The organism is Virgibacillus sp. Bac330, from assembly GCF_003667845.1.
Classification (GTDB): domain Bacteria; phylum Bacillota; class Bacilli; order Bacillales; family Amphibacillaceae; genus Virgibacillus; species Virgibacillus chiguensis.
Genome location: NZ_CP033048.1, coordinates 400,770 through 424,492 on the forward strand (window position 1 = coordinate 400,770; position 23,723 = coordinate 424,492).

At 37.0% G+C, this 23,723-nt stretch carries 18 protein-coding genes; 16 read left to right on the top strand and 2 right to left on the bottom strand.

Going from position 1 to position 23,723, the window contains the following annotated elements:
* Positions 1-50: 50 nt before the first annotated feature.
* Positions 51-452, bottom strand: coding sequence for a secondary thiamine-phosphate synthase enzyme YjbQ (locus tag D9780_RS01775; protein ID WP_121639061.1), 402 nt, complete (start codon positions 450-452; stop codon positions 51-53).
* A 1,010-nt stretch (positions 453-1,462) separates the two neighbouring features.
* Here D9780_RS01775 and D9780_RS01780 point away from each other — a divergent pair.
* Together D9780_RS01780 and D9780_RS01790 are read left to right on the top strand one after the other, a co-directional pair.
* A complete protein-coding gene (locus D9780_RS01780; RefSeq protein WP_162985961.1) occupies positions 1,463-2,251 on the top strand; it encodes a sulfite exporter TauE/SafE family protein in 789 nt (262 codons plus the stop codon).
* A gap of 1,179 nt (positions 2,252-3,430) precedes the next feature.
* Positions 3,431-4,384, top strand: coding sequence for a nuclease-related domain-containing protein (locus tag D9780_RS01790; protein WP_121639063.1), 954 nt, complete (start codon positions 3,431-3,433; stop codon positions 4,382-4,384).
* A 1,592-nt stretch (positions 4,385-5,976) separates the two neighbouring features.
* Here the strand turns inward: D9780_RS01790 and D9780_RS01805 are convergent.
* Entirely contained in the window at positions 5,977-7,098 is a 1,122-nt protein-coding gene (locus D9780_RS01805) for a C40 family peptidase (protein WP_121639066.1), read from the bottom strand.
* A 1,198-nt stretch (positions 7,099-8,296) separates the two neighbouring features.
* Here D9780_RS01805 and D9780_RS01810 point away from each other — a divergent pair.
* From D9780_RS01810 to D9780_RS01875, 14 genes are all read left to right on the top strand, one after another.
* Complete coding sequence (locus D9780_RS01810) at positions 8,297-9,061, top strand: YveK family protein (RefSeq protein WP_073006517.1); 765 nt, start codon at positions 8,297-8,299, stop codon at positions 9,059-9,061.
* Positions 9,036-9,737, top strand: coding sequence for a CpsD/CapB family tyrosine-protein kinase (locus D9780_RS01815; protein ID WP_121639067.1), 702 nt, complete (start codon positions 9,036-9,038; stop codon positions 9,735-9,737). Before D9780_RS01810 ends, D9780_RS01815 begins: the two co-directional genes overlap by 26 nt.
* A gap of 407 nt (positions 9,738-10,144) precedes the next feature.
* Entirely contained in the window at positions 10,145-10,912 is a 768-nt protein-coding gene (locus D9780_RS01820) for a tyrosine-protein phosphatase (protein WP_121639068.1), read from the top strand.
* A 418-nt stretch (positions 10,913-11,330) separates the two neighbouring features.
* Positions 11,331-11,999 (top strand): response regulator transcription factor, encoded by a 669-nt coding sequence (locus D9780_RS01825; protein ID WP_121639069.1) that lies wholly within the window; start codon positions 11,331-11,333, stop codon positions 11,997-11,999.
* Between the two features lie 662 nt (positions 12,000-12,661).
* Entirely contained in the window at positions 12,662-14,491 is a 1,830-nt protein-coding gene (locus D9780_RS01830) for a polysaccharide biosynthesis protein (RefSeq protein WP_121641404.1), read from the top strand.
* A gap of 21 nt (positions 14,492-14,512) precedes the next feature.
* Positions 14,513-15,394 (top strand): UTP--glucose-1-phosphate uridylyltransferase GalU, encoded by an 882-nt coding sequence (galU, locus tag D9780_RS01835; RefSeq protein ID WP_121639070.1) that lies wholly within the window; start codon positions 14,513-14,515, stop codon positions 15,392-15,394.
* A 50-nt stretch (positions 15,395-15,444) separates the two neighbouring features.
* A complete protein-coding gene (locus D9780_RS01840; protein WP_121641405.1) occupies positions 15,445-16,080 on the top strand; it encodes a sugar transferase in 636 nt (211 codons plus the stop codon).
* Entirely contained in the window at positions 16,077-16,934 is an 858-nt protein-coding gene (locus tag D9780_RS01845; RefSeq protein WP_121639071.1) for an NAD-dependent epimerase/dehydratase family protein, read from the top strand. The genes D9780_RS01840 and D9780_RS01845 overlap by 4 nt, the downstream gene beginning before the upstream one ends.
* Positions 16,934-17,764 carry a glycosyltransferase gene (locus D9780_RS01850; RefSeq protein ID WP_121639072.1) on the top strand — a complete coding sequence of 277 codons (831 nt, stop codon included), beginning with the start codon at positions 16,934-16,936 and terminating at the stop codon, positions 17,762-17,764. Before D9780_RS01845 ends, D9780_RS01850 begins: the two co-directional genes overlap by 1 nt.
* Before the next feature lie 22 nt (positions 17,765-17,786).
* Positions 17,787-19,031 carry a TolB family protein gene (locus D9780_RS01855; RefSeq protein ID WP_121639073.1) on the top strand — a complete coding sequence of 415 codons (1,245 nt, stop codon included), beginning with the start codon at positions 17,787-17,789 and terminating at the stop codon, positions 19,029-19,031.
* 89 nt (positions 19,032-19,120) lie between these two features.
* On the top strand, positions 19,121-20,386 hold the full coding sequence (locus D9780_RS01860) for an O-antigen ligase family protein (protein ID WP_121639074.1): 1,266 nt from the start codon (positions 19,121-19,123) through the stop codon (positions 20,384-20,386).
* Position 20,387: 1 nt separating this feature from the next.
* Positions 20,388-21,503 carry a glycosyltransferase family 4 protein gene (locus D9780_RS01865; RefSeq protein ID WP_162985760.1) on the top strand — a complete coding sequence of 372 codons (1,116 nt, stop codon included), beginning with the start codon at positions 20,388-20,390 and terminating at the stop codon, positions 21,501-21,503.
* A 43-nt stretch (positions 21,504-21,546) separates the two neighbouring features.
* Positions 21,547-22,659 (top strand): glycosyltransferase, encoded by a 1,113-nt coding sequence (locus D9780_RS01870; protein WP_121639076.1) that lies wholly within the window; start codon positions 21,547-21,549, stop codon positions 22,657-22,659.
* Positions 22,660-22,795: 136 nt separating this feature from the next.
* Positions 22,796-23,716 carry a hypothetical protein gene (locus D9780_RS01875; RefSeq protein ID WP_121639077.1) on the top strand — a complete coding sequence of 307 codons (921 nt, stop codon included), beginning with the start codon at positions 22,796-22,798 and terminating at the stop codon, positions 23,714-23,716.
* Positions 23,717-23,723: the final 7 nt, after the last annotated feature.

The window sequence follows — 23,723 nt, forward strand, 5'->3', positions numbered from 1 at the left end:
TGTGACAAGTTATTTTATGATCGACTTTAAAAGCTTCTCTCCAATTTTTTTTATTCTGGAATCACCATAGCATGAAATTTTCGCTTTCGTGGACCATCAAATTCACAAAAGTAAACACCTTGCCATGTACCTAAAACAAGTTTTCCATCTTGGATAATGAGCGTTTGCGCATGACCAACCGTACTTGTTTTTAAATGTGCAGCAGTGTTGCCTTCCATATGCCGATCCTCTGCATGTTCCCAAGGATAAATTTCATCTAATCGCATCAGCATGTCTGTTTTTACATCGGGATCAGCATTTTCGTTCACCGTAATTCCTGCAGTTGTATGCAAGGAAGATACAACCATCATTCCGTTAATAACCTTTAATTCATGAATCCATTGTTCCAGCTGGATTGTGATATCGATCATATCAGTATGACGATGCGTTGTAAGTGTAAATGTTTTTTGCAATGTAAACATCCTTTCTGCATGTAAGTTTACCTTTTAATAGGAAGAAGCGTTTGGTTAACGAAAATGTCACCAAACAACAATTTTTTGTTAGCATTGGCTGCTGAGTGGAAAAAGGATGCGCAGCAAGTTACTTTACAAACTTTATCCTTTCGTTCATGTTACAAGAAAACTACATATCCATAAAGGTTTAATTTGGCGATAAGCCGCGTTTTTCTAAAAAATGCGCATTTCATTTTACTTGCAGTGAGTGTGACGACTAGCCAGCAACTTCTTTTGCAAAATAGCCCCCTTTTCGTTCATATTATCATGATAACCTGCTGATGAAGAAACAAAACAGAGGAAGAATATCGCTGTTCAAACACCCTTCACAAGATTTTTATGTTTTTGTGCTAAAATAAAAGATGTTGCATGGATGTCGAAATGAGGTGCTGTAAGATTGGCGCTTGAAGTATTAAAGATGTCAAGTGAAGGATTGCAGAGTCAATTAGAACAACTTATGCATTGAAGTTTCTCTACTGTAAGATGTCGGTAGATGTGAGTGAAGCTGATGGGAAGATAGCAGCACCTACTTCCTTTTTAGGTTATACGTTGAAGTACGAAACAATTGGCGGGGGTGAGAGAAAACCGTGCTGATGGAAGCTTTTTTTATAACTGTATAGTATTAAGATCGTCATCTGATAAGGAAGAACTTGAAGACGAATTTTTTATACAAATTCCGGGTTTATCTGTAAGAAAAACAATGGACTTTCATTCAATAAACCCAATAGAATGAGATTTTATTGGGTAATTATATACTCTATATGGTATTTGGGATAACCAGTGGCCTGTTTGCAGAGAACGATAACGGACGGCTTTCATCATAAACAATTGGCGATAAGCCAAGTTTTTCTTGAAAGATAAGAAAGCATCAAATTTGATGCTATGGCGTAACCAAACAACCGAACGCGCTCTGTCCGGCTTCATGAAGAACATGACATAATTTACTGCCCCACAACTTAGAAAGTGAGATGATGATCATTTTTATAATTTACTTCTTAATAGGGTTGATCGCCTGCACCGCTGGAGCAATGGCTGGCTTAGGCGGGGGAATTATTATGAAGCCTTTATTAGATATGTTAGGGCATTACGATTTATCGACGATTGGTATACTTTCTGCAGCAACAGTTTTTTCTATGTCTGTCGTTTCCATAGTCAAAGTGCGAAATTCTAGTTTACATATCAATTGGACAAATAGTTTATTCATTGCAATTGGCTCGATTGCAGGTGGTTTCATTGGAAAAGGCATTTTTAATTATTTCGTTGTCCAATCAGGCTTATCTACAATTATAGGTATGATTCAATCTATACTATTAGCTATTTTATTAATCATTATCTTTATTTTTATGAAGTATAATCATCGAATTAAAACATACCAGGTGCAAAATCGTGCCCTCATATTATTTATTGGGCTTATTCTTGGTTTATTATCTGCTTTTTTAGGCATTGGAGGAGGACCTTTAAATGTTGCTCTGTTAGTATACATTTTTTCTATGAATACAAAGGATGCCAGTATTAATTCCATATTTATTATCTTTTTCTCGCAACTATCTTCACTCATTTTAGTAGCAATTTCGACTGGATATGCGCCCTATGATTTATCCATGATTTGGTTTATGGTTCCTGGTGGAATTCTTGGCGGAATGATTGGAAGTAATTTAGTCAAAAAAATATCCACAAGTGTTGTAGAACGCATTTTTAATATAACACTGTTAATCATTATTTTAATTACCATTTATAATATTGTGATGGAGTTGGTGTAAACTGAACATCGTCAACTTCTCCGAGATAAGTCGCCCCCCCGTACGTCGAGATATGGAATACGCTCCTGCCCGGGAGAATACCGCACCTCGCGCGCGGGGACTCGCTCCTGTCTGAGTGGAACACGCACCTCGTGCGCTGGAACTAGCTCCCGTCCGAGAGAATACCGCACCTCGTGCACGGAGATACGCTCCTGTCCGAGTAGAAAATCGCACCTCGCGCACGGAGATACGCTCCTGTCCGAGAGAATACCGCATCTCGCGTGCGGAGATACGCTCCCGTCCGAGTAGAAAACGCACCTCGCATGCGGGGACCCGCTCCCGTCCGAGTAGAAAACGCACCTCGCATGCGGGGACCCGCTCCTGTCCGAGTAGAAAACGCACCTCGCATGCGGGGACTCGCTCCTGCCCGAGTGGAAATCGCACCTCGCATGCGGGGACTCGCTCCTGCCCGAGTAGAACACGCACCTCGTGCGCTGAGACTCGCTCCTGTCCGAGAGAATACCGCTCCTTGCGTGCAGGGACTCGCTCCTGTCCGAGAGAATACCGCACCTCGCGCACTGAGACTCGCTCCTGTCCGAGAGAATACCGCACCTCGTGCGCAGAAACTCGCTCCTGCCCGAGTAGAACACGCACCTCGTGCGCTGAGACTCGCTCCTGCCAGAGTGGAATACGCTCCTCGCATGCAGGAACTCGCTCCCGTCCAAGTAGAAAACGCCCCTCGCGCGCAGAAACTCGCTCCTGTCCGAGAGAATACCGCACCTCATGCACGGAGATACGCTCCCGTCCAAGTAGAAAACGCCCCTCGCGCACGGAGACTCGCTCCCGTCCGAGTAGAAAAAGCCCCTCGCGTGCTGAGACTCGCTCCCGTCCGAGTAGAAAACGCTCATCCCGCGCGAAAATTCCCTTCCGCCGGAGTGGACCTCGCCCCTGTTTGAGTGAATTTCCTTCCTGTTCGTCTAAACATTGCTCCTTATAGCAATTAAAAATTAATAATATGCAATGTATATGATAAATGGGAAAATAGATAGGGATTGCTAGCTTATTGTTAAAAAGTTAACGCTCTATTTATATGTAAAAGCGCGAATTAGTCTTGGCTGTGCATTAAATCGTATTTTTTGCTAATTTTTCAGTTTGCATTTTTTACGATAGAATGAAGAAAAAGGGAAGGAGTAATATAAGTTGATTATAAGAAAACGAACTTATCCTATCGTGTTAAAAAAATACGAAGCTCTATTAAGGCGTCTGCCTCCTACTTTTCATCAAATATCTGACGTTGAAGCAGCTTTTAGAAAACAATTGAAAGGTTATCACGGTGAATTATTAGTAGATAGACAAACTGATCGGCTAAAAGATAGGAGTACCATTCTCTATAATGTTCAGCTCCAGTTTAGAGGAAACTCATTTCAGATGGACACTATTGTAATTACTACTTATGCAGTTTACATTATAGAAATAAAGAATTTTGACGGCATCCTAACATTTGACACTTTTTTCGATCAACTCATACGCTATAACGGTTCAAAAGAAGAAGGTTTTCGCTCTCCTATTACACAAGCTACAACGCAGGCAAATCTACTCAAACAATGGCTTCATAAGCACGATTATATAGATATTCCCATTTACTCTTTTATAGCTATTAGTCGTCCTAGTACAGTTATAAAAGTCGACGGAGATAAGAATAAGATTAGAGAAACCGTCATGCATGCTGAGTTCATTCCGCAAAAAATTAGTGAATATGAACGCATTTTTAAGAATAAGGATTTTACACCTCTTGCTCATGCGCAAATTGGCAAGATAATTGCGGAAAAAAGTATGACGTTCGACAAAGATATTCTTGCAGTACACAACATAAATAAAAAATGGATTTTATCCGGAGTTCAGTGCTCAGATTGCAATAATTTGAAATTACAACGAGTGCATGGGAACTGGCATTGTGAGCCTTGTCGTAAAAAATGGAGATACGCCCATAGGCAAGCTATTAAAGACTATTTTCTCCTCATACAACCATATATAACAAATAAAACATGTAGGGAGTTTTTACATGTTTCCTCACGATTTACCGCTAACAGAATACTTCAATCTATGAACCTCATTTTTGATGAAAAGGATAAATTATGGAAATTACCTAATTAAGTTTACAAACAGCAGAATAAACTAGGGCAAATCTCATGTTCGAATAAGCCGTTTTAATCGAGGTTAATTCGCTCATTCGTGCGAAGATACGCTCCCGTTTGAGTGGATTACGCTCCTCGCGCACGGAGACTCGCTCCTGTCCGAGAAAATACCGCTCCTCGCGTGCAGGAACTAGCTCCCGGTCCGAGTAGAAAACGCTCTTCGCGTGCTGAGACTCGCTCCCGTTTGAGTTGAACTCGCTCATCGTGCGCGGAACTAGCTCCTGCCCGAGAGAATACCGCACCTCGCGTGCAGGAACTAGCTCCCGTCCAAGTAGAACACGCACCTCGTGCGCAGAAACTCGCTCCTGCCCGAGTGGAAATCGCACCTCGCATGCGGGGGCTCGCTCCCGTCCGAGTAGAAATCGCTCCTCGTGCGCTGAGACTCGCTCCTGTCCGAGAGAATACCGCTCCTCGTGCGCAGAAACTCGCTCCTGCCCGAGTGGAACACGCACCTCGCATGCGGAGACTCGCTCCCGTCCAAGTAGAAAACGCACCTCTTGCGCTGAGACTCGCTCCCGTCCGAGTAGAAAACGCACCTCTCGCACGGAGACTCGCTCCTGTCCGAGAGAATACCGCTCCTCGTGCGCAGAAACTCGCTCCTGCCCGAGTGGAACACGCACCTCGCATGCGGAGACTCGCTCCCGTCCAAGTAGAAATTGCACCTCGCGCGCTGAGATACGCTCCCGTCCAAGTAGAAATCGCTCCTCTCGCGCTGAGACTCGCTCCTGTCCGAGTAGAAAACGCACCTCGCGTATGGAGACTCGCTCCTGTCCGAGTAGAAAACGCACCTCGCGTATGGAGACTCGCTCCTGTCCGAGTAGAAAACGCACCTCGCATGCGGGGACTCGCTCCTGTCCGAGTAGAAAACGCACCTCTTGCATGGGGACTCGCTCCTGTCCGAGTAGAAAACGCACCTCTTGCATGGGGACTCGCTCCTGTCCGAGTAGAAAACGCACCTCTTGCGCTGAGACTCGCTCCCGTCCGAGTAGAAAACGCACCTCGCGTGCGGAGATACGCTCCCGTTTGAGTAGAAAACGCACCTCGCGTGCTGAGACTCGCTCCCGTCTGAGAGAATACCGCTCCTCGTGTGCTGAAAACGCTCCCGTTTGAGTGGATTACGCTCCTCGCGCACGGAGACTCGCTCCTGCCCGAGTAGAAAACGCACCTCGCGCGCTGAAATACGCTCCTGTCCGAGTAGAAAACGCCCCTCGCGCGCTGAAATACGCTCCTGTCCGAGTAGAAAACGCACCTCTTGCGCTGAGACTCGCTCCCGTCCGAGTAGAAACCGCTCCTCGCGCGCTGAGACTCGCTCCCGTCTGAGTAGAAAACGCCCCTCGCGCGCAGAAACTCGCTCCTGTCCGAGTAGAAAACGCCCCTCGCGCGCAGGAAATCGCTCCCGCCCGAGTAGAACACGCTCATCCCGCGCGAAATCTCGCTCATGTCCAAGGAAACCTCCCTTTACCGGACGTTCCACCCATTTAACCAGAAACCACGATAAAAAGCTTTGCAAAACATTGCAAAGCTTCTTTATAACTTATCTTGTAGTCTATGTTAATAAAAACGTTTAAAGCTATCGAAATGGCTTTTCCAGTAGGAGTTATTTAGATTACTAATTTCTACGCCATTTGCTCCTGCATGAATGAAATTATTGTTTCCTAAATAAACGCCTAGATGCGAGATTCCTGGGCGATAGGTGCCTGCGAAGAAAACGAGGTCGCCTACTTTTGGATTGTTAATGTGATAGGATCTGTTGTAATACCCGTCACTAGATGTGCGGCCCATGCTTTTTCCACCTTTATTGTAGACGTAGTGGATGAAGCCGCTACAATCAAATCCAGAAGGGCTTGATCCGCCCCAAACATAAGGTACACCTTGAAAGCTTTTGGCAGTGCTAACGACTTTATTGACATTAAAATCTACGTTCGCGTTTCCAGTTGAGCCACTTCCGCTATTTCCACTTGATGATCCGTTGGAGCTACCAGAATTAGAGTTTGCTTTTTTTCCAATATGAAGCTTTTGACCGACGAAAATGAGATCTGAGCGCAAGTTGTTCCAACGTTTTAAATTGGATACTGATACGTTGTATTTTGCTCCGATTCCAGATAGTGTGTCACCAGATTTAACGACATACGTCTTTGAGGAACTACTAGATCCGCTGGATGAGCTACTTCCAGAGCTTGAATTTCCACCTGAATGGTTACTTGATCCCGCATTACTGCTTGTCCCATTTTTGCTCACTACGAAAACATTACCAGGGTAGATGAGGGTGGAATTCAAATTGTTCCATTTCATTAGGTTTCGTATAGATATATTGTGTTTGAAAGCTATACCGCTCAAAGTATCACCGCGTTTTACAGTGTATTTCTTGGCATTGCTGCTAGAACTGCTATTCGAGTTATTGGAATGAGTACTGGAATTATTTGAACTGGACTGGTTGGAAGAACTTCCATTTTTGGTTGTTTCAATGATTTGGTTAGGAAAGATTAAGCTACTAGATAAGTTGTTGATCGATTTTAGTTCTGAAACGCTTGTATTATACTTTTGGGCAATCTTCCACAAAGAATCACCGTTTTTTACTTTATAGGATGCGGCTTCAGCCTCTTCCGCGGTAAAAATGATTGATGCAATTGCTGCTCCTGCTGTTACAGACATTAACATTTTCTTATTATTCATTCATTATTCCTCCCTATTTATGTTGAAATATTTTTTAACCACTCCAAATGGAGGAAGTTAAAAAATCAATGACCTTTGACGCAGTCTCATTTCTTATAAAAGACTTGACTTATCGCAAATTCTTTATAGCGAAAACGCTGCAAGTGCCTTTTAAATGGTCGCTCCCCCAATGCGAGTCCGATAAACTTTTAGCAATTTATACTTTCTTATAGTTCATATTAGGTAGTAACCCTTTGTTGTTTGGTTCAAAAGTACTTTTCATACTATTTTTCTAGTCATGTTTGTTTGCGAAATCGTACGCTTCATAGATGTTAAAAATGCAATTTCCCATTCGGCATGTTTCATTCTAAAAAAGAGCAATCCCTAAAGTTTTTCTTTTGCCATGTTGCTGAATAACCATGAACGCATGAATTACTATTCCTCTCCCAACCAAGAACTCAATACGACAAAATTCGCCTAGTACAGACATGAAATGATGATGATACAAAACCTTTCTCTTATAAAACTAAACAAATTACTGTGTCTGTATTTCTTTACTAGCACTGCCACGTTGTTTCTTGCTGTATATTTTTTACTAAATTAGTAATTGTTTACTAATGACGTTACCCAATCATACTAAAGAACCAGTATAAAAGATGTGTTTTCATATTATATCGGTTCAATTTCCCTATTGTTAAATCACTTTAGGGAAAAAAGTAGAAAAATATAATTAGTTCTTTCGTCTATTAATGGACAGGAGAGAAAAAAGTTCATAGTAAGCGAAACGTTATTATAGAGCGGATGTGAACGGTATTATCGTAGCTTTGGAAACAAAAAGCACTAGATTTGTAACTCTAGAAAAATTTATCGTACATGGTCTAAAGGACTTAAATAAGATGGGTACTTAGATACTGTTATCGCTTGCTTGAAACGATGCAGTACCTACGCCTTATGACCTAAATCGCTAGATATTTAATACTTTAGTAATTCATGTTGCATGTTGACGAAGTGCTAGATTTGATAACATGTTCGAAATATCGAGGTTTATTTGTAATCAGAATTTAATTTAACGGTTTACTGTTTAATTCAAGCGTTTTTTTGCAACATATCTTTTCAAATTCATAAATTTACCAACTATTCTATGTCGTTTTATGTTATAATTCATAACTAGGTTTATTCATAAAACAATGTATAGAAGAATAAAAATGGAGGTAACTTTATGGAAGAGACGATTTCCTTAAAGGAGATATTTGCTGTCTTAAAAAAGCGAATGTTGCTTATTTTAGCTTGTATATTTGGGGCTGCGGTGATTGCCGCTGTCGTTAGCTATTTGGTGTTGACACCAACATACGAAGCAGATTCTTCCTTTATCGTTAACCAAAGCCAGCAAGATGCGGAAACGCCATATAATGTCAATGATATACGAACAAACGTGGAACTCATTAATACATATAATGTCATTATTAAAAGCCCACGCATTTTGAGTCAGGTAGTAGACGAACTGGGCTTGGACATGACAAGTGGTCAGTTAGCACAAAAAATTCAAGTATCTAGCGAGGAACAGTCACAGGTTGTGACGGTAACTGCTACGGATGAAAGTCCTGAACGTGCTGTTGAAATGGCAAATACAACGGTGACTACATTTCAAGATGAGATTCCAGAACTCATGAATGTCGACAATGTGAATATTTTGTCGGAGGCAGAACTTGGAACAAATCCGTCTCCTGTTTCACCAAATCCAATGTTAAATACAGCGATTGCAATTGTGCTCGGTGCGATGATTGGTGTTGGAATTGCGTTTTTATTAGAATATTTGGATAACACAATTACAACCGAAGACGACATTGAGCAGCACCTTGATATTCCTGTCCTCGGCACAATTTCAACTGTTCAAGAAAAAGATATTAGCGAGCAACAATTCCGCCCACAACCAAGAAATCTGGAGAGGGGGAGCCAACATGTTACGCGGAAAAAATCCGTCTAGACCTGGAACGAAGATGCGTCATCTAATCGCCAAATTAAATCCAAAATCACCTATTTCTGAACAGTATCGTACGATTCGTACGAATATAGACTTTGCTTCTGTTGATAATGAAATCCGTTCCTTACTTGTAACGTCATCAGGCCCTGCAGAAGGAAAATCTATGACAATTGCTAATTTAGCTGTTGTATACGCTCAACAAGGAAAAAAAGTGCTGTTAGTTGACGCTGACTTACGTAAACCGACAGTACATTATACGTTTCGCATCGATAATTTACGGGGGCTTAGTAATCTATTAGTTGGAGAAAACTCTTTGGATCAGGTGATTCAGCGAACCGATGTAGATAACTTGGATGTAATGTCTTGTGGACCTATACCCCCGAACCCATCTGAATTATTAGCTTCCAAGAAGATGAAAAACTTGTTAGAAGAGCTAAAAGGAAATTATGATATGGTCATTTTCGACATGCCACCAGTTTTAGCTGTGACGGATGCGCAAATTATGGCGAACATTGTAGATGGTTCCATTCTTGTCGTTCGCAGCAAACATACGGAAATTGAAGGCGCGCAAAAAGCGATCGAAGCATTACAGCCTGCTAAAGCAAAACTTTTAGGTGCAGTGCTTAATGACCGTGAAAAGAAACAGTCCAATTATTATTACTATTACGGAGCAAAATAAAGCAAAACTCCTTATTCTCTTGGATAAGGAGTTTTGTTGAAGTTCCTGTTTACATGTCATTGTGAAAAAAAGAGGATTTCAAAATGAAGCGAGTTGTTTTGAATGTATGCATGCATTTCAAAACAGTCCCAACGATGAGAGCACTTGAAGGCGACTTTTTTCCTAAATAAAGCGTTGAAAAACAGTATTGTCGTTAACATGTTACGAAACCAAAAAAAATATTTCTTCGTGTGTTTGAAATACTCTTGTCAGTGATAAGAGAATACGGACGAGCTAATGTTGCATTATTCGAATTTGCAAAAATATTTTTAAGTTTAGTCTCTCTAAAGTGCAATTTATAATTATATTTGTTATAATCTACCTAATTATTCAATAGAAAATGTTTAATTCATAGGATGTGAATACAAGTGATCGATATTCATAGTCATATATTACCAGGTGTAGACGATGGAGCGAAGACAGAACAATATAGTTTGGAAATGGCTAAGGTAGCTATAGACCAAGGGATTCACACTATTATCGCTACACCACATCATCAAAATGGTGCTTTCAATAATTTTCGTTGGGAAATTGAAAACCATGTAGAAATATTAAATGATTTGTTTAATAGAGAAGGTGTGTCGCTAACGGTATTGCCTGGTCAGGAAACACGTATTTATGGGGAAATGGTAGATGGCATTAGGCAAAACGAACTACTCCCGTTAAACTACGGTAAATACCTTTTTGTGGAGTTCCCTTCTGATGCTGTACCACGATACACCACACAACTTATATTTGATATTCAAGTAGAAGGTTATACACCAATAATTGTGCATCCGGAAAGAAATCGAGCACTTCTCGAACATCCGAATCTATTATATGATTTGGTGTCCAAAGGTGCACTTTCCCAAGTTACAGCTGGTAGTGTAGTAGGTAAGTTTGGAAAAGATATTCAAAAGTTTACTACGCAAATCATCGAAGCGAATTTAACCCATTTTATTGCATCTGATGCGCATAATACGACTTCACGTTCTTTCTACCTACGAGAGGCGTTTGAAGATGTGAAGAAAAACTTTGGCTCAGACTATTATTACATGTTTCTAGAAAATAGTAATCTACTTGTCGATAACAACCATGTAAATCGCTTGGAGCCAATGCGAGTGAAAAAGAAAAAGAAATTCCTTGGTCTATTTTAAGGTTTGTACTTAATCGTATAAGGAAGCGCGGTGAATTCACCCGCATGAGATAGCAACAAGTTGTCGGCGAAGGTTAGTACTTTTACGTTGAGACGGGTGAAAATTGAGCGGACAAGCGCGAATGTCATGGAGATGGCGATTGAAGAATCAACGTACGGGAGCGAATTTCTAACGTATGAGAGCGATTACTATGAATTAGTAATCGAAATCCCGGTGAACGAGTTGCGGATTTCGCGAAAGAAAGTCAACTATTCTTGAAATGTGAGTGGAATTCTGAAGGTGTTCTTCTTTTAAATGCAACATTGCATAAAGGTTTGTGCCGAAGTCTCTAGGTTGGTGTAGGTTCTTTTGAAACACACCAACCTGTTTCATACTTGAAATAAAGAGCCTTTTTATTTTTAATGGGGGGTGTTCATTGATGCGGATCATGCTAGTCGATGACGAGCAGCTTTTTATGGATGGTGTCGAAGCATTGTTAATCCAAGAAGAGGGTATGCAAGTTGTTACGACAGCTACAAATGGGAAATCGGCTATTCTTCAATTCAAAGCATATCAACCAGATCTCGTGCTCATTGATATCCATATGCCACATACAGATGCGATCAAACTTATTGTACATATGAAAGAGTCTGCTGCTAATGTGAAAATTCTTGTCCTTACTTCATTTGCAGATGAAGATCTCATTGTGGCTGCTATATACGCTGGTGCAGACGGGGTTGTCCTAAAAAAACTAAACGGGGAGCATTTGATTGCATGCATGCGCTCTGTTATGCAAGATGAGGTTGTCTTCTCTGGAGAGGCTGCACAAATTTTGGCGAAACGTATACTAGAACGCAAACTCGATAGACGAGAGTTGCTTGATGAGGCATTAAAAAATAGAGGGGTTTATTTGTCGAATCGAGAGCTAGATATTGCTTATTTGCTGACAGAAGGTGTTTCAAATAAGGATATTGCCAACCGATTATTTTTAAGTGAGGGTACGGTGAAAAATTATATTAGTAGCATATATCAAACGTTTCAAACGAATAATCGCAAGCAACTCATCACGTATTTTAAGGAATTGTTAGAAAAGAAGCCGATTTCGTGAAAAATGCCATAGGTGTAGTCACGTTATCGATACAGCGCTTTCATTACGAAAAAGCATTATGATGCTTTTTCTATTCACAAGCGATTATAAAATTATGACTTTTATTTGCAAAAGTCACTAATAATATGACTGGGTATATAGTATTATAGGAATGTGATTAAAGCACAACATTGTACGTAGTTTAACTGGAAATTATTACATAAACGTATTAAAATAGAATTGCTGTTTTATTTTTTGGACGTTTTGAAGGTTGTTACCAAACATATACTGTTTCATAGTAACAGAAAGTGTTACGGCATCTATTTGATAAAAAGATACATAAAATGACAGCGTGTCGAATGGTGCTGTTTTTAATGCATGTAATTGTTTAGTAATTCATTTTGTTTCAATCATATAGAAAGTAGGCACTTTCAAAATAGCCGAAGTGACACATGATTTCTCTTTACGTTACGCTTTTCTGCTATTAACAAGTACTGAAAAAAGAGACTTCTGTTGGTGAAGTTTCCATGATCACGCTTCGCTTTAAATACTGTTATAGGACTATCTCTCCTTTATTGTTCACTAAAATTCAAGAATACCTCCCTGCTGATTATTTTTTAGGCGGAGGCAATTTACAAGTAGCTTATTCTACAGCAATAGAGAGACAGGAAGGAGTATTATTTATGGGGTACAAATCAAGACTGGGTCTATTGATGTTGCTAGACTCAGTAATTGTCACGACTGCTATTTTTATTGCATCGTGGGTCGTATACCCTTATACCGATGTTGTCAGCATGGACGCAATCATTATTAGCGCAGTTGCACTTTTAATTTTTCATCATGTATTTGCGTACATTTTTAAGCTGTACAACAAAGTATGGGCTTACGCCAGTGTTGGCGAGTTAATCGCTATTGTACAAGCAGTAACTTTTTCTGTTCTTGGTGCAACGATTGTACAATATCTTGCGAATGACTTTAGTATTTACAGACGTGCATTGCTCGTCACATGGATGTTACATATTATCTTTATTGGTGGTTCTAGATTTGTTTGGCGCGTCGTACGCGACAGATATATAAAAGATAACCACGAACATAAACCGACACTTATTGTCGGTGCTGGAGCAGCAGGTGCAATGATTGCACGGCAATTGCGTGATCAGAGTAAGGAAACCGAGCTTCAACCAGTTGCTTTTGTTGATGATGATTTAACGAAACAGCGAATGCAATTATACAATATACCAGTTCAAGGGAAAGTACGAGATATCCCGGAAGTGGTTGGCGATATGCATATCGAACACATCGTCATTGCCATTCCGTCGCTTCGTAATGGCCAATTGAAGAAAATTGTAGATTTTTGTAACCAGACGAATGCGAAAGTGCAAATGATCCCGAAAATTGAAGATTTAATGACTGGCAAAGTAACCGTAAGCAGCTTAAAAAATGTCGAAGTGGAAGACTTACTTGGTCGCGAACCAGTACAGCTCGATATTCGTGCGATTTCCAAATATGTGAGTGAACAAACGGTCATGGTCACCGGTGCGGGCGGGTCGATTGGTTCCGAAATATGTCGACAAGTGATGAAATTTTCCCCGAGTAAAATAATCTTAGTAGGACATGGCGAATTCAGCATTTATACGATTGATATGGAATTACGGGGAAAATATCGTGACGCAGGCATTGAAATCGTACCTGTTATCGGTGATGTACAAGACCGTGATCGGATGTTTGAAATTATGGAAACGTACAAACCGCGCATTGTGTATCATGCAGCTGCGCACAAACATGTACCGTTAATGGAACAAAACCCGCATGAAGCGGTAAAGAATAATATTATTGGTACTAAAAATGTCGCTGAAGCTGCAGATACATTCGGTATACATACATTCGTATTAGTTTCCACGGATAAGGCGGTCAATCCAACAAATGTGATGGGCGCAACGAAACGTATTGCGGAAATGGTCATTCAAGACTTAGCAGTTCGGAGTAAAACGAAATTTACCGCAGTGCGCTTTGGTAACGTACTAGGAAGTCGTGGTAGTGTCATTCCATTATTTAAGAAGCAAATTGCTAATGGTGGTCCTGTTACGGTGACGGACCCAGAAATGACGCGGTATTTTATGACGATTCCAGAAGCCTCTCGACTCGTCATCCAAGCAGGTACACTAGCGAAAGGTGGCGAAATATTCGTTCTCGATATGGGCGAACCAGTAAAAATCGTCGACCTCGCAAAAAATTTGATCAAGCTATCCGGCTATACAGAAGCAGAAATTCCGATTCAATTTTCTGGCATTCGCCCAGGGGAAAAAATGTACGAAGAACTGCTCGGCGAAGATGAAGTACATTCAGAAGCGGTCTATGAAAAAATTTACGTTGGCAAAACGTCCGCTGTCGATCAGGACGTCATTAGAGGAATTATGAATACTTTTGAAAACTACACTCGAAAAGATTTAAAAGATGCACTTATGCAGATTGTTTATATGGAACATGATTATGTCACAGTGAAAGGTTCGTAAACGAAGAAGGGGGATTCATTCATGCGTACGATTAAAAAAGCGATCATTCCAGCGGCAGGATTAGGGACGAGATTCCTACCAGCGACGAAAGCGATGCCGAAAGAAATGCTTCCAATTGTAGACAAACCAACCATTCAATACATCATTGAAGAAGCCGTACAATCAGGAATTGAAGATATTATTATCGTAACGGGAAAAGGTAAACGTGCGATCGAGGATCATTTTGATAACAATTTTGAACTAGAAGATTCCTTGATCAAAAAGGAAAAGTTTGATTTACTAGAAAAGGTAAAACGTCCTTCCAAAGTGGATATTCATTATATCCGTCAAAAAGAACCAAAAGGATTAGGGCATGCGGTTTGGTGTGCACGTAAATTTATCGGCAACGAGCCATTCGCCGTATTACTTGGTGATGATATCGTACAAGCTGATACACCTGGGCTGCGCCAATTAATAGATCAATTTGAAGAAACACAATCATCTGTCGTTGGCGTACAGCAAGTGCCAGATAGCGAAACACATCGGTATGGTATTGTCGATCCGAATACGATTGAAGGCCGTCGTTATCAAGTCGATCACTTTGTGGAAAAACCGAAACAAGGTACTGCTCCATCTAACTTGGCGATTATGGGACGTTACGTATTAACGCCAGAAATCTTTACCTACTTAGATAAACAGGAAATCGGTGCTGGTGGTGAAATTCAATTAACCGACGCTATTCAAAAACTAAACGAAGAACAAAACGTCTATGCGTATGATTTTGAAGGAAAACGCTATGATGTTGGTGAAAAGCTCGGTTTTGTGAAAACAACGATCGATTTAGCATTAGAAAACGAAGAAATTCGTGACGACTTATTGAAGTATTTAGTGGAGAAAGTGCAGGAAGAAAAAGCGTCAGTTTAAATAGATGCACTGCAAGTCTATTTTTCTCATAGAAAGGATTCTCATAAATGATGTATTTAAAGTTTAAGAGATTGGTAGATATTCTATTGTCCTTTATTGGAATTGTGCTCTTATCACCAGTCATTCTTCTATTGGTGATCGCTATAAAAATCGATTCCAAAGGACCTGTCTTATTTAAACAAAAACGCGTAGGCTTACATAAAGAACATTTCCATATCTTGAAATTTAGAACGATGCGAATTGACACACCAAAAGATACACCTACCCATTTATTAGAGGATCCGGCGCAATATATAACCAAAGTAGGGAAGTTTTTAAGAAAAACTTCCCTTGATGAGTTGCCACAAATATGGAATATCTTTGTAGGGCAAATGAGCGTTATCGGCCCGCGCCCTGCGTTGTGGAATCAATACGATTTAATTGCAGAACGTGACAAGTATGGAGCTAATGATGTAAAACCAGGATTAACTGGCTGGGCACAAATCAACGGAAGAGATGAACTGCCGATTGAAGTAAAGGCTAAACTTGACGGTGAATATGTAGAACGCATGAATTTCTTTTTTGATGTAAAATGCTTTATTGGCACTTTTATTAGTGTGGCAAAAAGTGACGGTGTTGTAGAAGGCGGAACAGGTACCAAAGCGAAGGAAGAAATGGCTTCCAATAAGGAGACTGCTTCTAAATGAAAAAAATACTCATCACCGGAAAAAATAGTTATGTAGGCAATTCATTTGCAGAATGGGCGCAGCAGTACCCTGATCAATACGAGATTGATAAGATTAGTTTACGAAATGATTTATGGAAAGAAGTAGACTTTTCCAAGTATGATGTTGTTTTGCATGTGGCGGGGATAGCGCATCGAAAAGAAACAAAAGAAAATGCAAATTTATACTACGATGTAAATACAAATTTAACTTATAAGTTAGCTGAAAAAGCCAAAAACAATGGCGTTACATATTTTGTGTTTCTTAGTTCCATGAGCGTTTATGGAATGGAAACTGGAGAGATAACCATTGATACCGTGCCTAACCCAAAAACAAACTACGGCAAATCAAAACTCCAAGCAGAAGAAAAAATAAGAATGCTTGAAGATAGCTCTTTTAAACTTGCTATTTTACGTCCGCCTATGATTTATGGTAAAAACTGTAAGGGTAATTACCCACGTTTAGCAAAAATAGCTATTAAGTCGCCAATATTTCCAAAGGTTGATAATAAGCGTAGTATGATATATGTCGACAATTTATCTGAATTCATCCGAGTTTTAATAGATAAGGAGAAAACTGGATTGTTTTTTCCGCAAAATAGTGATTACGTGAATACAAGTGAACTAGTTGAATTAATTTCACTAGAACATGATAAAAAGATCATATTAACAAAACTATTTAACCCTATCATTAAAATATTAGGTGGCATTAATGTTGTGAACAAAGTGTTTGGTGATTTGATTTATGATAAATCGATGTCGTCTTATAACATTTGTTATGATATCGATTTTAATGATTCAATTAAACTAACAGAAAGTATGGAGAGAAACAGTTAATGAAAAGCAAAAAATATAGTGTTTTGATGTCTGTTTACTATAAAGAAAATCCTATTTTTCTTAAAGACAGTATTAATAGCATGTTAGAACAGACTATTCCGCCAGATGAAATTGTATTAGTAAAGGATGGCGACTTAACTAACGAACTTGATGAAATGATATATTCATTTAAATCAGAATATCCTAATTTATTATCAGTTGTCTCATTACCTCAAAATATTGGTTTGGGGCTTGCATTAAATGAGGGGCTGAAAAAATGTAGAAATGAGTTCGTTGCTAGGATGGACACAGATGATATATCTAAAAAAAACAGGTGCGAATTGCAGTTAGAGAAGTTTCATTCTAATGAAGATTTAAGCATTGTAGGTTCCCATATTGACGAGTTTTATGAAAATCCCAACAATGTCAATTCTTCTAGGCAAGTGCCTATAAAACATAAAGATATTTTGAAATTTTCTAGAAGGAGAAATCCTTTTAATCATCCTACTGTAATGTATAAAAAAACAGAAGTTTTAGCTTGTGGAGGCTACGGGGATTTTAGAAGGAATCAAGATTTGGACTTGTTTGTTAGAATGCTCAATAAAGGATACAAAGCAGAAAATATAGATAGTTCACTGGTGTTATTTCGAGCAAATAAAGATAATTTAATTAGAAGAAAAAGTTGGGTAAAGATAAAAAGCTATGTGAGTATGATTTATGGCTTTTGGAAAAAAGGATATTCTTCTATATTTGACTTAATTATAGTAGTAGTAAGTCAAGCTATAATTTTTATTGCACCATTGAAATTTTTAGAGTGGATTTCTAATAAATTTTTAAGAAAAAAAGAATGAAGTAATGAAAGAGCTGATGTAGATGGCAATAGAAGCAAAGTTAAATGCATACTTAAATAAACTTCCTGTGATGAAGAAAGTGGTTAAAAGATTATATCAATTAGGGATGTACGCTATCTCGCCTAAAATTAAATATAAAGGAGATATAAAAAGAATATCTCCAGATGATGGTATGGAATACTTCTTTGGTTATTATGACAAATCACCGTGGGATATAACTGATAGGTACATGCTTTGCTTAAGAGTAAAAAATTCATATTCGTCGGTAGCGCCGAATGAACCTGCTGAAATAGTGCTATTTGATACTGAAAACGATAATTCTTATCAAATATTAGGTACTACTCGTTCATGGAATGTACAGCAGGGTTGTATGCTACAATGGCTAGGTCCCGACTATTCAAGGAGAATTATTTATAACGACTTTAGAGATGGAAAATATTGTTCAGTAATATTGAACCTTGAGACAAAACAAGAAAAAATTATTGCAATGCCAGTTTATAGTGTAGATAGAGAAGGACAATTTGCACTTACTCTCGATTTTGCAAGATTACACCGTCTGAGACCCGGTTATGGATATTCAAATTTAAAAGATAAATATGTTAATGAGAAATGCCCGGATGATTTTTGCATATGGCATGTAAATTTAAATAGTGGTCAAACTAAACCTATTTTAAAGTATACGGATTTTGCAGGTTTTGAACCAAGAACTGAAATGGTTAACGCCGAGCATAAGGTTAATCATATAATGATAAACCCATCAGGCGATCGTTTTATGGTTTTGCATAGATGGATTAATAATAATAACAGATACACTCGTTTGGTTACAGCAAATATTAATGGGTCTGATATCTATAATTTAAACGATGATAACATGACATCCCATTGTTGTTGGAAGAATGATGGTGAAATTCTTGCATTTGCTAACAAGAAGAATGAAGGTAATGGCTACTATCTGATGAGAGATAAAACAAGTACATACCAGAAATTATGGCCTGAATTACAATCAGACGGACATCCTAGTTTTTCCCCTGATGGGAAAATGGTAATAACAGATACATATCCAGATAGAAAAAGAATTGCTTCAGTATATTGTATAAAAGGCGATGATATCAGTTCAATTGCTAAAGTGTTTGCTCCGTTTAGATATGATAACGATGTGAGATGTGACCTCCATCCAAGATGGAGCAGAAGTGGAAATAAAATATGTATTGATTCAGTTTTTGAAAGAAAGCGAAATATATATGAAATTAACGTTAATAAACAATGATATATTTTAAAATTCTAACACCAGATTATTAACTCTATTAAAGGGATATATTCTTTAATACTTAATGTTATTTAAGATGGTCTGCAAATATGGTGAATAAAGTGAAAAAAAGAATTTTGTTTAGTATTAATAGAACACATAACTTTATGCAAAAAATGCTTATTTTGTATTTATTAGCCCTATGCTTTAGCTATACTTATGGAATAAATTTAAACAGTATTAGTATAAGGATTTCTGACATTATACTTTTCGCATTTATATTTATAGGAGTCTGTTTAATTATACTACGTAAGGAAATTAGAATACATCCAAAGATATTTCTACCAATTATACCGTTTATTCTATTAGAAACTATACTTCCTATTATAGGAGCATTTTCTGCGGATTTAACTGATATAGCTAGTGGGTTTCGTATATTGATATTGTACTTGCCCATTATAGTTTATTTCCTATTATATGGACTTAAGGGAATAGAGATACTTGATAATAGGATATCCAACAGTTTAAAAATAGTAATTGTTGCAAATTTTATATATTCCATGGTTCAGTTGTTGGTTGTATTCAACTATTTTCCAGAAAATATGCTAGTTACCAAATATTTTGAGCAATGGACAGTAGATGAACATTTCCAAATTATTGATGGAATTCGTGCTAGTGGTTTTTTTGTTAACACAACATCTTTATCTGTTTTTGGCTTAATATCTATGAGTTATTTTCTGGCTAAATATAGAAAGTTCCACTATAATAAAGACCTTTTATATGCAGCGGCTGCTTTAACTTTAATTATTGTTTCTACATCCCGCATGGCTTATATATCAGCTACTGTAATACTAGTCGTTGCATTATTAATAAATATACGCAAATCATGGAAGTTTTTTATAATAATAAGCAGTATAAGTACTGCAGTTTTATTTTTTATAAATAAGTCCGTAGGATTTGATATGTTTTTTTCTAGATTTATTAGGCTTCAAGATGGATTAGAAAACGATTATTCAATGAAAGCTAGGCTAGTTAACTGGGATAATATATTAGAAATCTTGGATACAACATTCCCAATTGGTACATTAATATCTCCTATACGAATTTTTGGATCAATTGATTCAGGCTATCTAACATACTATGCACAAGGAAAATGGTTATTTATTTTAGCTTTAGTTTTTTTGTTTTTAAGCATTATGGTGATATTATGCAAGTATTTATTCAATCCCAACAATTATTGGTCAGTCATTTTTTTGTTATTTGTTTCAATATATGTTTTTACGGCTTTGATAATAAGCAATCCTTTAAGATCCCCAACTATAATATTTTTTTTAACGTATTCAATTGTATACATTAAATATGAGAGTAGGATATAGCATGAAAGTACTTTATATTGTTTCCACATTAAAGAGAACCGGTCCAACAAATCAATTGTTTAATATTGTAAAAAATTTAGATGCAGTTAACTTTGATTGTGCAATTATAACTTTATCTCCAGAACCACAGGATTCGATGCTACAAGAGTTTTTGCGACATGGTTTAACTGTTAAATCTTTAAATTTGACTAGAGTAAAAGGAGTTTTTATTGCAGGGCGAAAAATACAAAATGAAATTAGCAAGTTAGATCCTGATATCATCCACACACAGGGGATAAGAGCAGATGAAATAGCTGTAAATTATTTAAAAGATTTTAAAGTTGTTTCAACAATAAGAAATTACCCCTTTGAAGATTATGTTATGAAGTTTGGAAGGATAAAGGGCTATCTAATGGCTAAAAAACATTTTAAAGTTATAAAAAAATCTATTAAACCTATTCTTTGCTCTTATACTTTGAAAGAAAAATTTTTAAATGAGCATGGTTTAGAAATTGATGTTATTCAAAATGGCGTTGATACTTTTCAATTTAAAAAAGCGAGCTTAGTTGAAAAGGCAAGACTCCGAAAAAAGTTTGGAATTTCCCAAGACAAAAGAGTGTTTATATCAGTAGGTTCATTTATTAAAAGAAAATCACCAGAACTAATTATAAATGAATTTTTAAGATTGTCTGAAGAAGAAAACTGTATTTTGATTATGGTGGGGGACGGTAATCTATTAGAGAAGTGTAAGGAGGCTGCCAAAGGAAGAAATGACATTATATTTACAGGTTCAACAAGTGATGTTGGTGACTATTTGAGGTTGTCAGACTTTTATATTACTGCTTCAAAGTCAGAAGGGTTACCAAACACAGTGTTAGAATCTCTTGCTACAGAGGTACCAGTTCTACTTTCTAATATTGGTCCTCATAAAGAGATACTCAACTATAATTCAAAAGCAGGCTACCTCTTTACTGAAAACAACTTATCTAAACTATTAAAAAAACTAAATAAATTAACTGGAGATGAGTATACTGCTATGCAGAAAGCAGCAGCCAATATAATAAAAGAAAATTTAAGCGGTAAGGCAATGTCAAATAAATATCAAGCTCTATATAAAAGAATGGTGAGAGATTCATGATAAATACAAACGTTTTATTCATTATAGAGAAGGGGCGGCTTTTATGAAGTATAAAATTCTTTTTTTTATGTTCTCATTAAAAGGAGGTGGAGCTGAAAGAACTGTTGTAAATATAATAAATAATTTGAATAAAGAAAAGTTTGAAGTCATTTTAATCTTAGGGACTGCTGAAGGCAATGATTACATTAATTTGTTGTCTAATAAAGTAAAGGTTAAATATTTAAACTCCAGTAAATTAAGATTTTGTATATTTAAATTAAGAAAAGCAATATTACAAGAGAAGCCAGATTTGTTATTTAGTACATTGATTGAAAATAATATTATTTTGATTTGTTCAAAGCTACTTACTTTTAAAAAGATACCGATAGTTGTAAGAGAAGCCAGTAATCGAACACAATCAAAGAAGGTTACATTTTTTAATAAATTAACCACCAGCTTTTTTTACAATGTTTTTGCTAATAAAGTCATTGCTCTATCTAAAGGTGTTAAAGATGATTTGATAACTCACTTTTATGTAAACAAACATAAAATTGATGTTATTTATAATCCAGTAGAAATATCGAGTATAAAAAAATTAAGTGATGAAAACGTTGAGGAGGATGATTTGGATTTTGAAACAAACAAAATTCTGATATCCGTAGGTAGACTTGCGGAAGCAAAAGACTATTATACATTGCTAAAAGCATTTAAAAAGTTAACTTTAGTGAAAGAAAATATATTATTGGTAATTGTAGGGAAAGGTCCACTATTAAAAGAATTAGTGCAGTTTACATATAACTTAGAAATTCACCAAAAAGTGAAATTTATAGGTTTTAAATCAAATCCATATAAATATATTAAAAAAGCCGATATATTTGTTTTAAGTTCAAAATGGGAAGGATTTAGTCATGTAATTGTAGAATCTATGGCAACTGGCACACCTGTAATTTCAACGAACTGTAATTCGGGTCCTGGAGAGATAATTGAAAATAATAAATATGGTTTGTTAGTTCCTGTTGGAGATTATAATGCTATGGCTGAAAAAATTTATGAACTCTTACAAAACAATGATGAAATAGAGTATTATATAGAAAAAGGTTATAAAAGAGCAGAATACTTTGAGGCTAATATAATTGTTAAAAAATACGAAAGTATGTTCTTAAGCCTAATTAAATAATTTTTGCAATCTTTTTGGTGAAATTAAATAGGTATTATAGTAATTGATGCTAGTTTAGTTTAAATGATTTAGTTTATTTGTAATTTTTATATTGTTCTTCAAGAGTTGATAGATTTATTTGTATAAGGTGGTTAAAATGGTTATTAGATTTTTTTATTACATTTTATATCAAGCAGAAAAAACAGAAAATGAATTTTTAAAATTAAATGCATTTAGATTCTTAAGTCGAGCAATTAGAGTTTTTTTACCAATATATTATACGGTGTTTCGCACAAATAAACTGGGAATAGCTGAAAATAAATCAAGTGATTCTCAAAAAATAATTATTTCTTTAACCTCGTTTCCACCAAGGATGGGTAATTTATGGGTTGTGCTTGAATCTCTATTAAGACAAAGTAAAAAACCAGATAAAATAATTCTTTGGCTAGCCCATGATCAGTTTCCCAATACTTCAAGTATAAATAAAAAGGTGCTGAAAATGAAAGATAGAGGGCTCGAAATAAGGTTTTGTGATGATCTCAAATCACATAAAAAGTATTATTACACTATGTTAGAGTATAATGATGATTTAATAATTACTGTAGATGATGATATTTTTCAACCAGAAAATTTGGTTGAAAATTTACTAAAAAAACATAAGGAATTCCCAAACAATATAGTTTGTTATCGTGCACACCTTATTACTTTAACAAATAATCATGTAAACAGTTATAAAGATTGGTTATTTCAATCTCCTGGAATATCTGGTCCAAGTATGTTACTTATGGCTACTAATGGGGCAGGTGCTTTATACCCACCACGTAGTATAAGTAAAGAAGTTTTTAATAAAGATGCAATAATTAAATATTGTCCTACAGCAGATGATATATGGCTAAAGTGTATGAGTTATTTAAAAGGGACATCGACTATAAAAGTACATAAGTCATATCCTCGCTTGCTTTCTACAAAAGTTGCAGCAAAAACCGGCTTAGCAAAAACAAATGTAGACAAAGGAGAAAATGATAAGCAGTTAAAAAAAGTTATGGAAATATACAATATTAAATTCTTTGAGAAATAGTAAATTA

Excerpts from the sequence above, each read along its gene's own strand:
- D9780_RS01780 (WP_162985961.1), top strand. The coding sequence starts at position 1,463 with ATGATCATTTTTATAATTTACTTCTTAATAGGGTTGATCGCCTGCACC.
- D9780_RS01805 (WP_121639066.1), bottom strand. The coding sequence starts at position 7,098 with ATGAATAATAAGAAAATGTTAATGTCTGTAACAGCAGGAGCAGCAATT.
- D9780_RS01810 (WP_073006517.1), top strand. The coding sequence starts at position 8,297 with ATGGAAGAGACGATTTCCTTAAAGGAGATATTTGCTGTCTTAAAAAAG.
- D9780_RS01815 (WP_121639067.1), top strand. The coding sequence starts at position 9,036 with ATGTTACGCGGAAAAAATCCGTCTAGACCTGGAACGAAGATGCGTCAT.
- D9780_RS01825 (WP_121639069.1), top strand. The coding sequence starts at position 11,331 with ATGCGGATCATGCTAGTCGATGACGAGCAGCTTTTTATGGATGGTGTC.
- D9780_RS01830 (WP_121641404.1), top strand. The coding sequence starts at position 12,662 with ATGGGGTACAAATCAAGACTGGGTCTATTGATGTTGCTAGACTCAGTA.
- galU (WP_121639070.1), top strand. The coding sequence starts at position 14,513 with ATGCGTACGATTAAAAAAGCGATCATTCCAGCGGCAGGATTAGGGACG.
- D9780_RS01840 (WP_121641405.1), top strand. The coding sequence starts at position 15,445 with ATGTATTTAAAGTTTAAGAGATTGGTAGATATTCTATTGTCCTTTATT.
- D9780_RS01845 (WP_121639071.1), top strand. The coding sequence starts at position 16,077 with ATGAAAAAAATACTCATCACCGGAAAAAATAGTTATGTAGGCAATTCA.
- D9780_RS01850 (WP_121639072.1), top strand. The coding sequence starts at position 16,934 with ATGAAAAGCAAAAAATATAGTGTTTTGATGTCTGTTTACTATAAAGAA.
- D9780_RS01855 (WP_121639073.1), top strand. The coding sequence starts at position 17,787 with ATGGCAATAGAAGCAAAGTTAAATGCATACTTAAATAAACTTCCTGTG.
- D9780_RS01860 (WP_121639074.1), top strand. The coding sequence starts at position 19,121 with ATGGTGAATAAAGTGAAAAAAAGAATTTTGTTTAGTATTAATAGAACA.
- D9780_RS01865 (WP_162985760.1), top strand. The coding sequence starts at position 20,388 with ATGAAAGTACTTTATATTGTTTCCACATTAAAGAGAACCGGTCCAACA.
- D9780_RS01870 (WP_121639076.1), top strand. The coding sequence starts at position 21,547 with ATGAAGTATAAAATTCTTTTTTTTATGTTCTCATTAAAAGGAGGTGGA.
- D9780_RS01875 (WP_121639077.1), top strand. The coding sequence starts at position 22,796 with ATGGTTATTAGATTTTTTTATTACATTTTATATCAAGCAGAAAAAACA.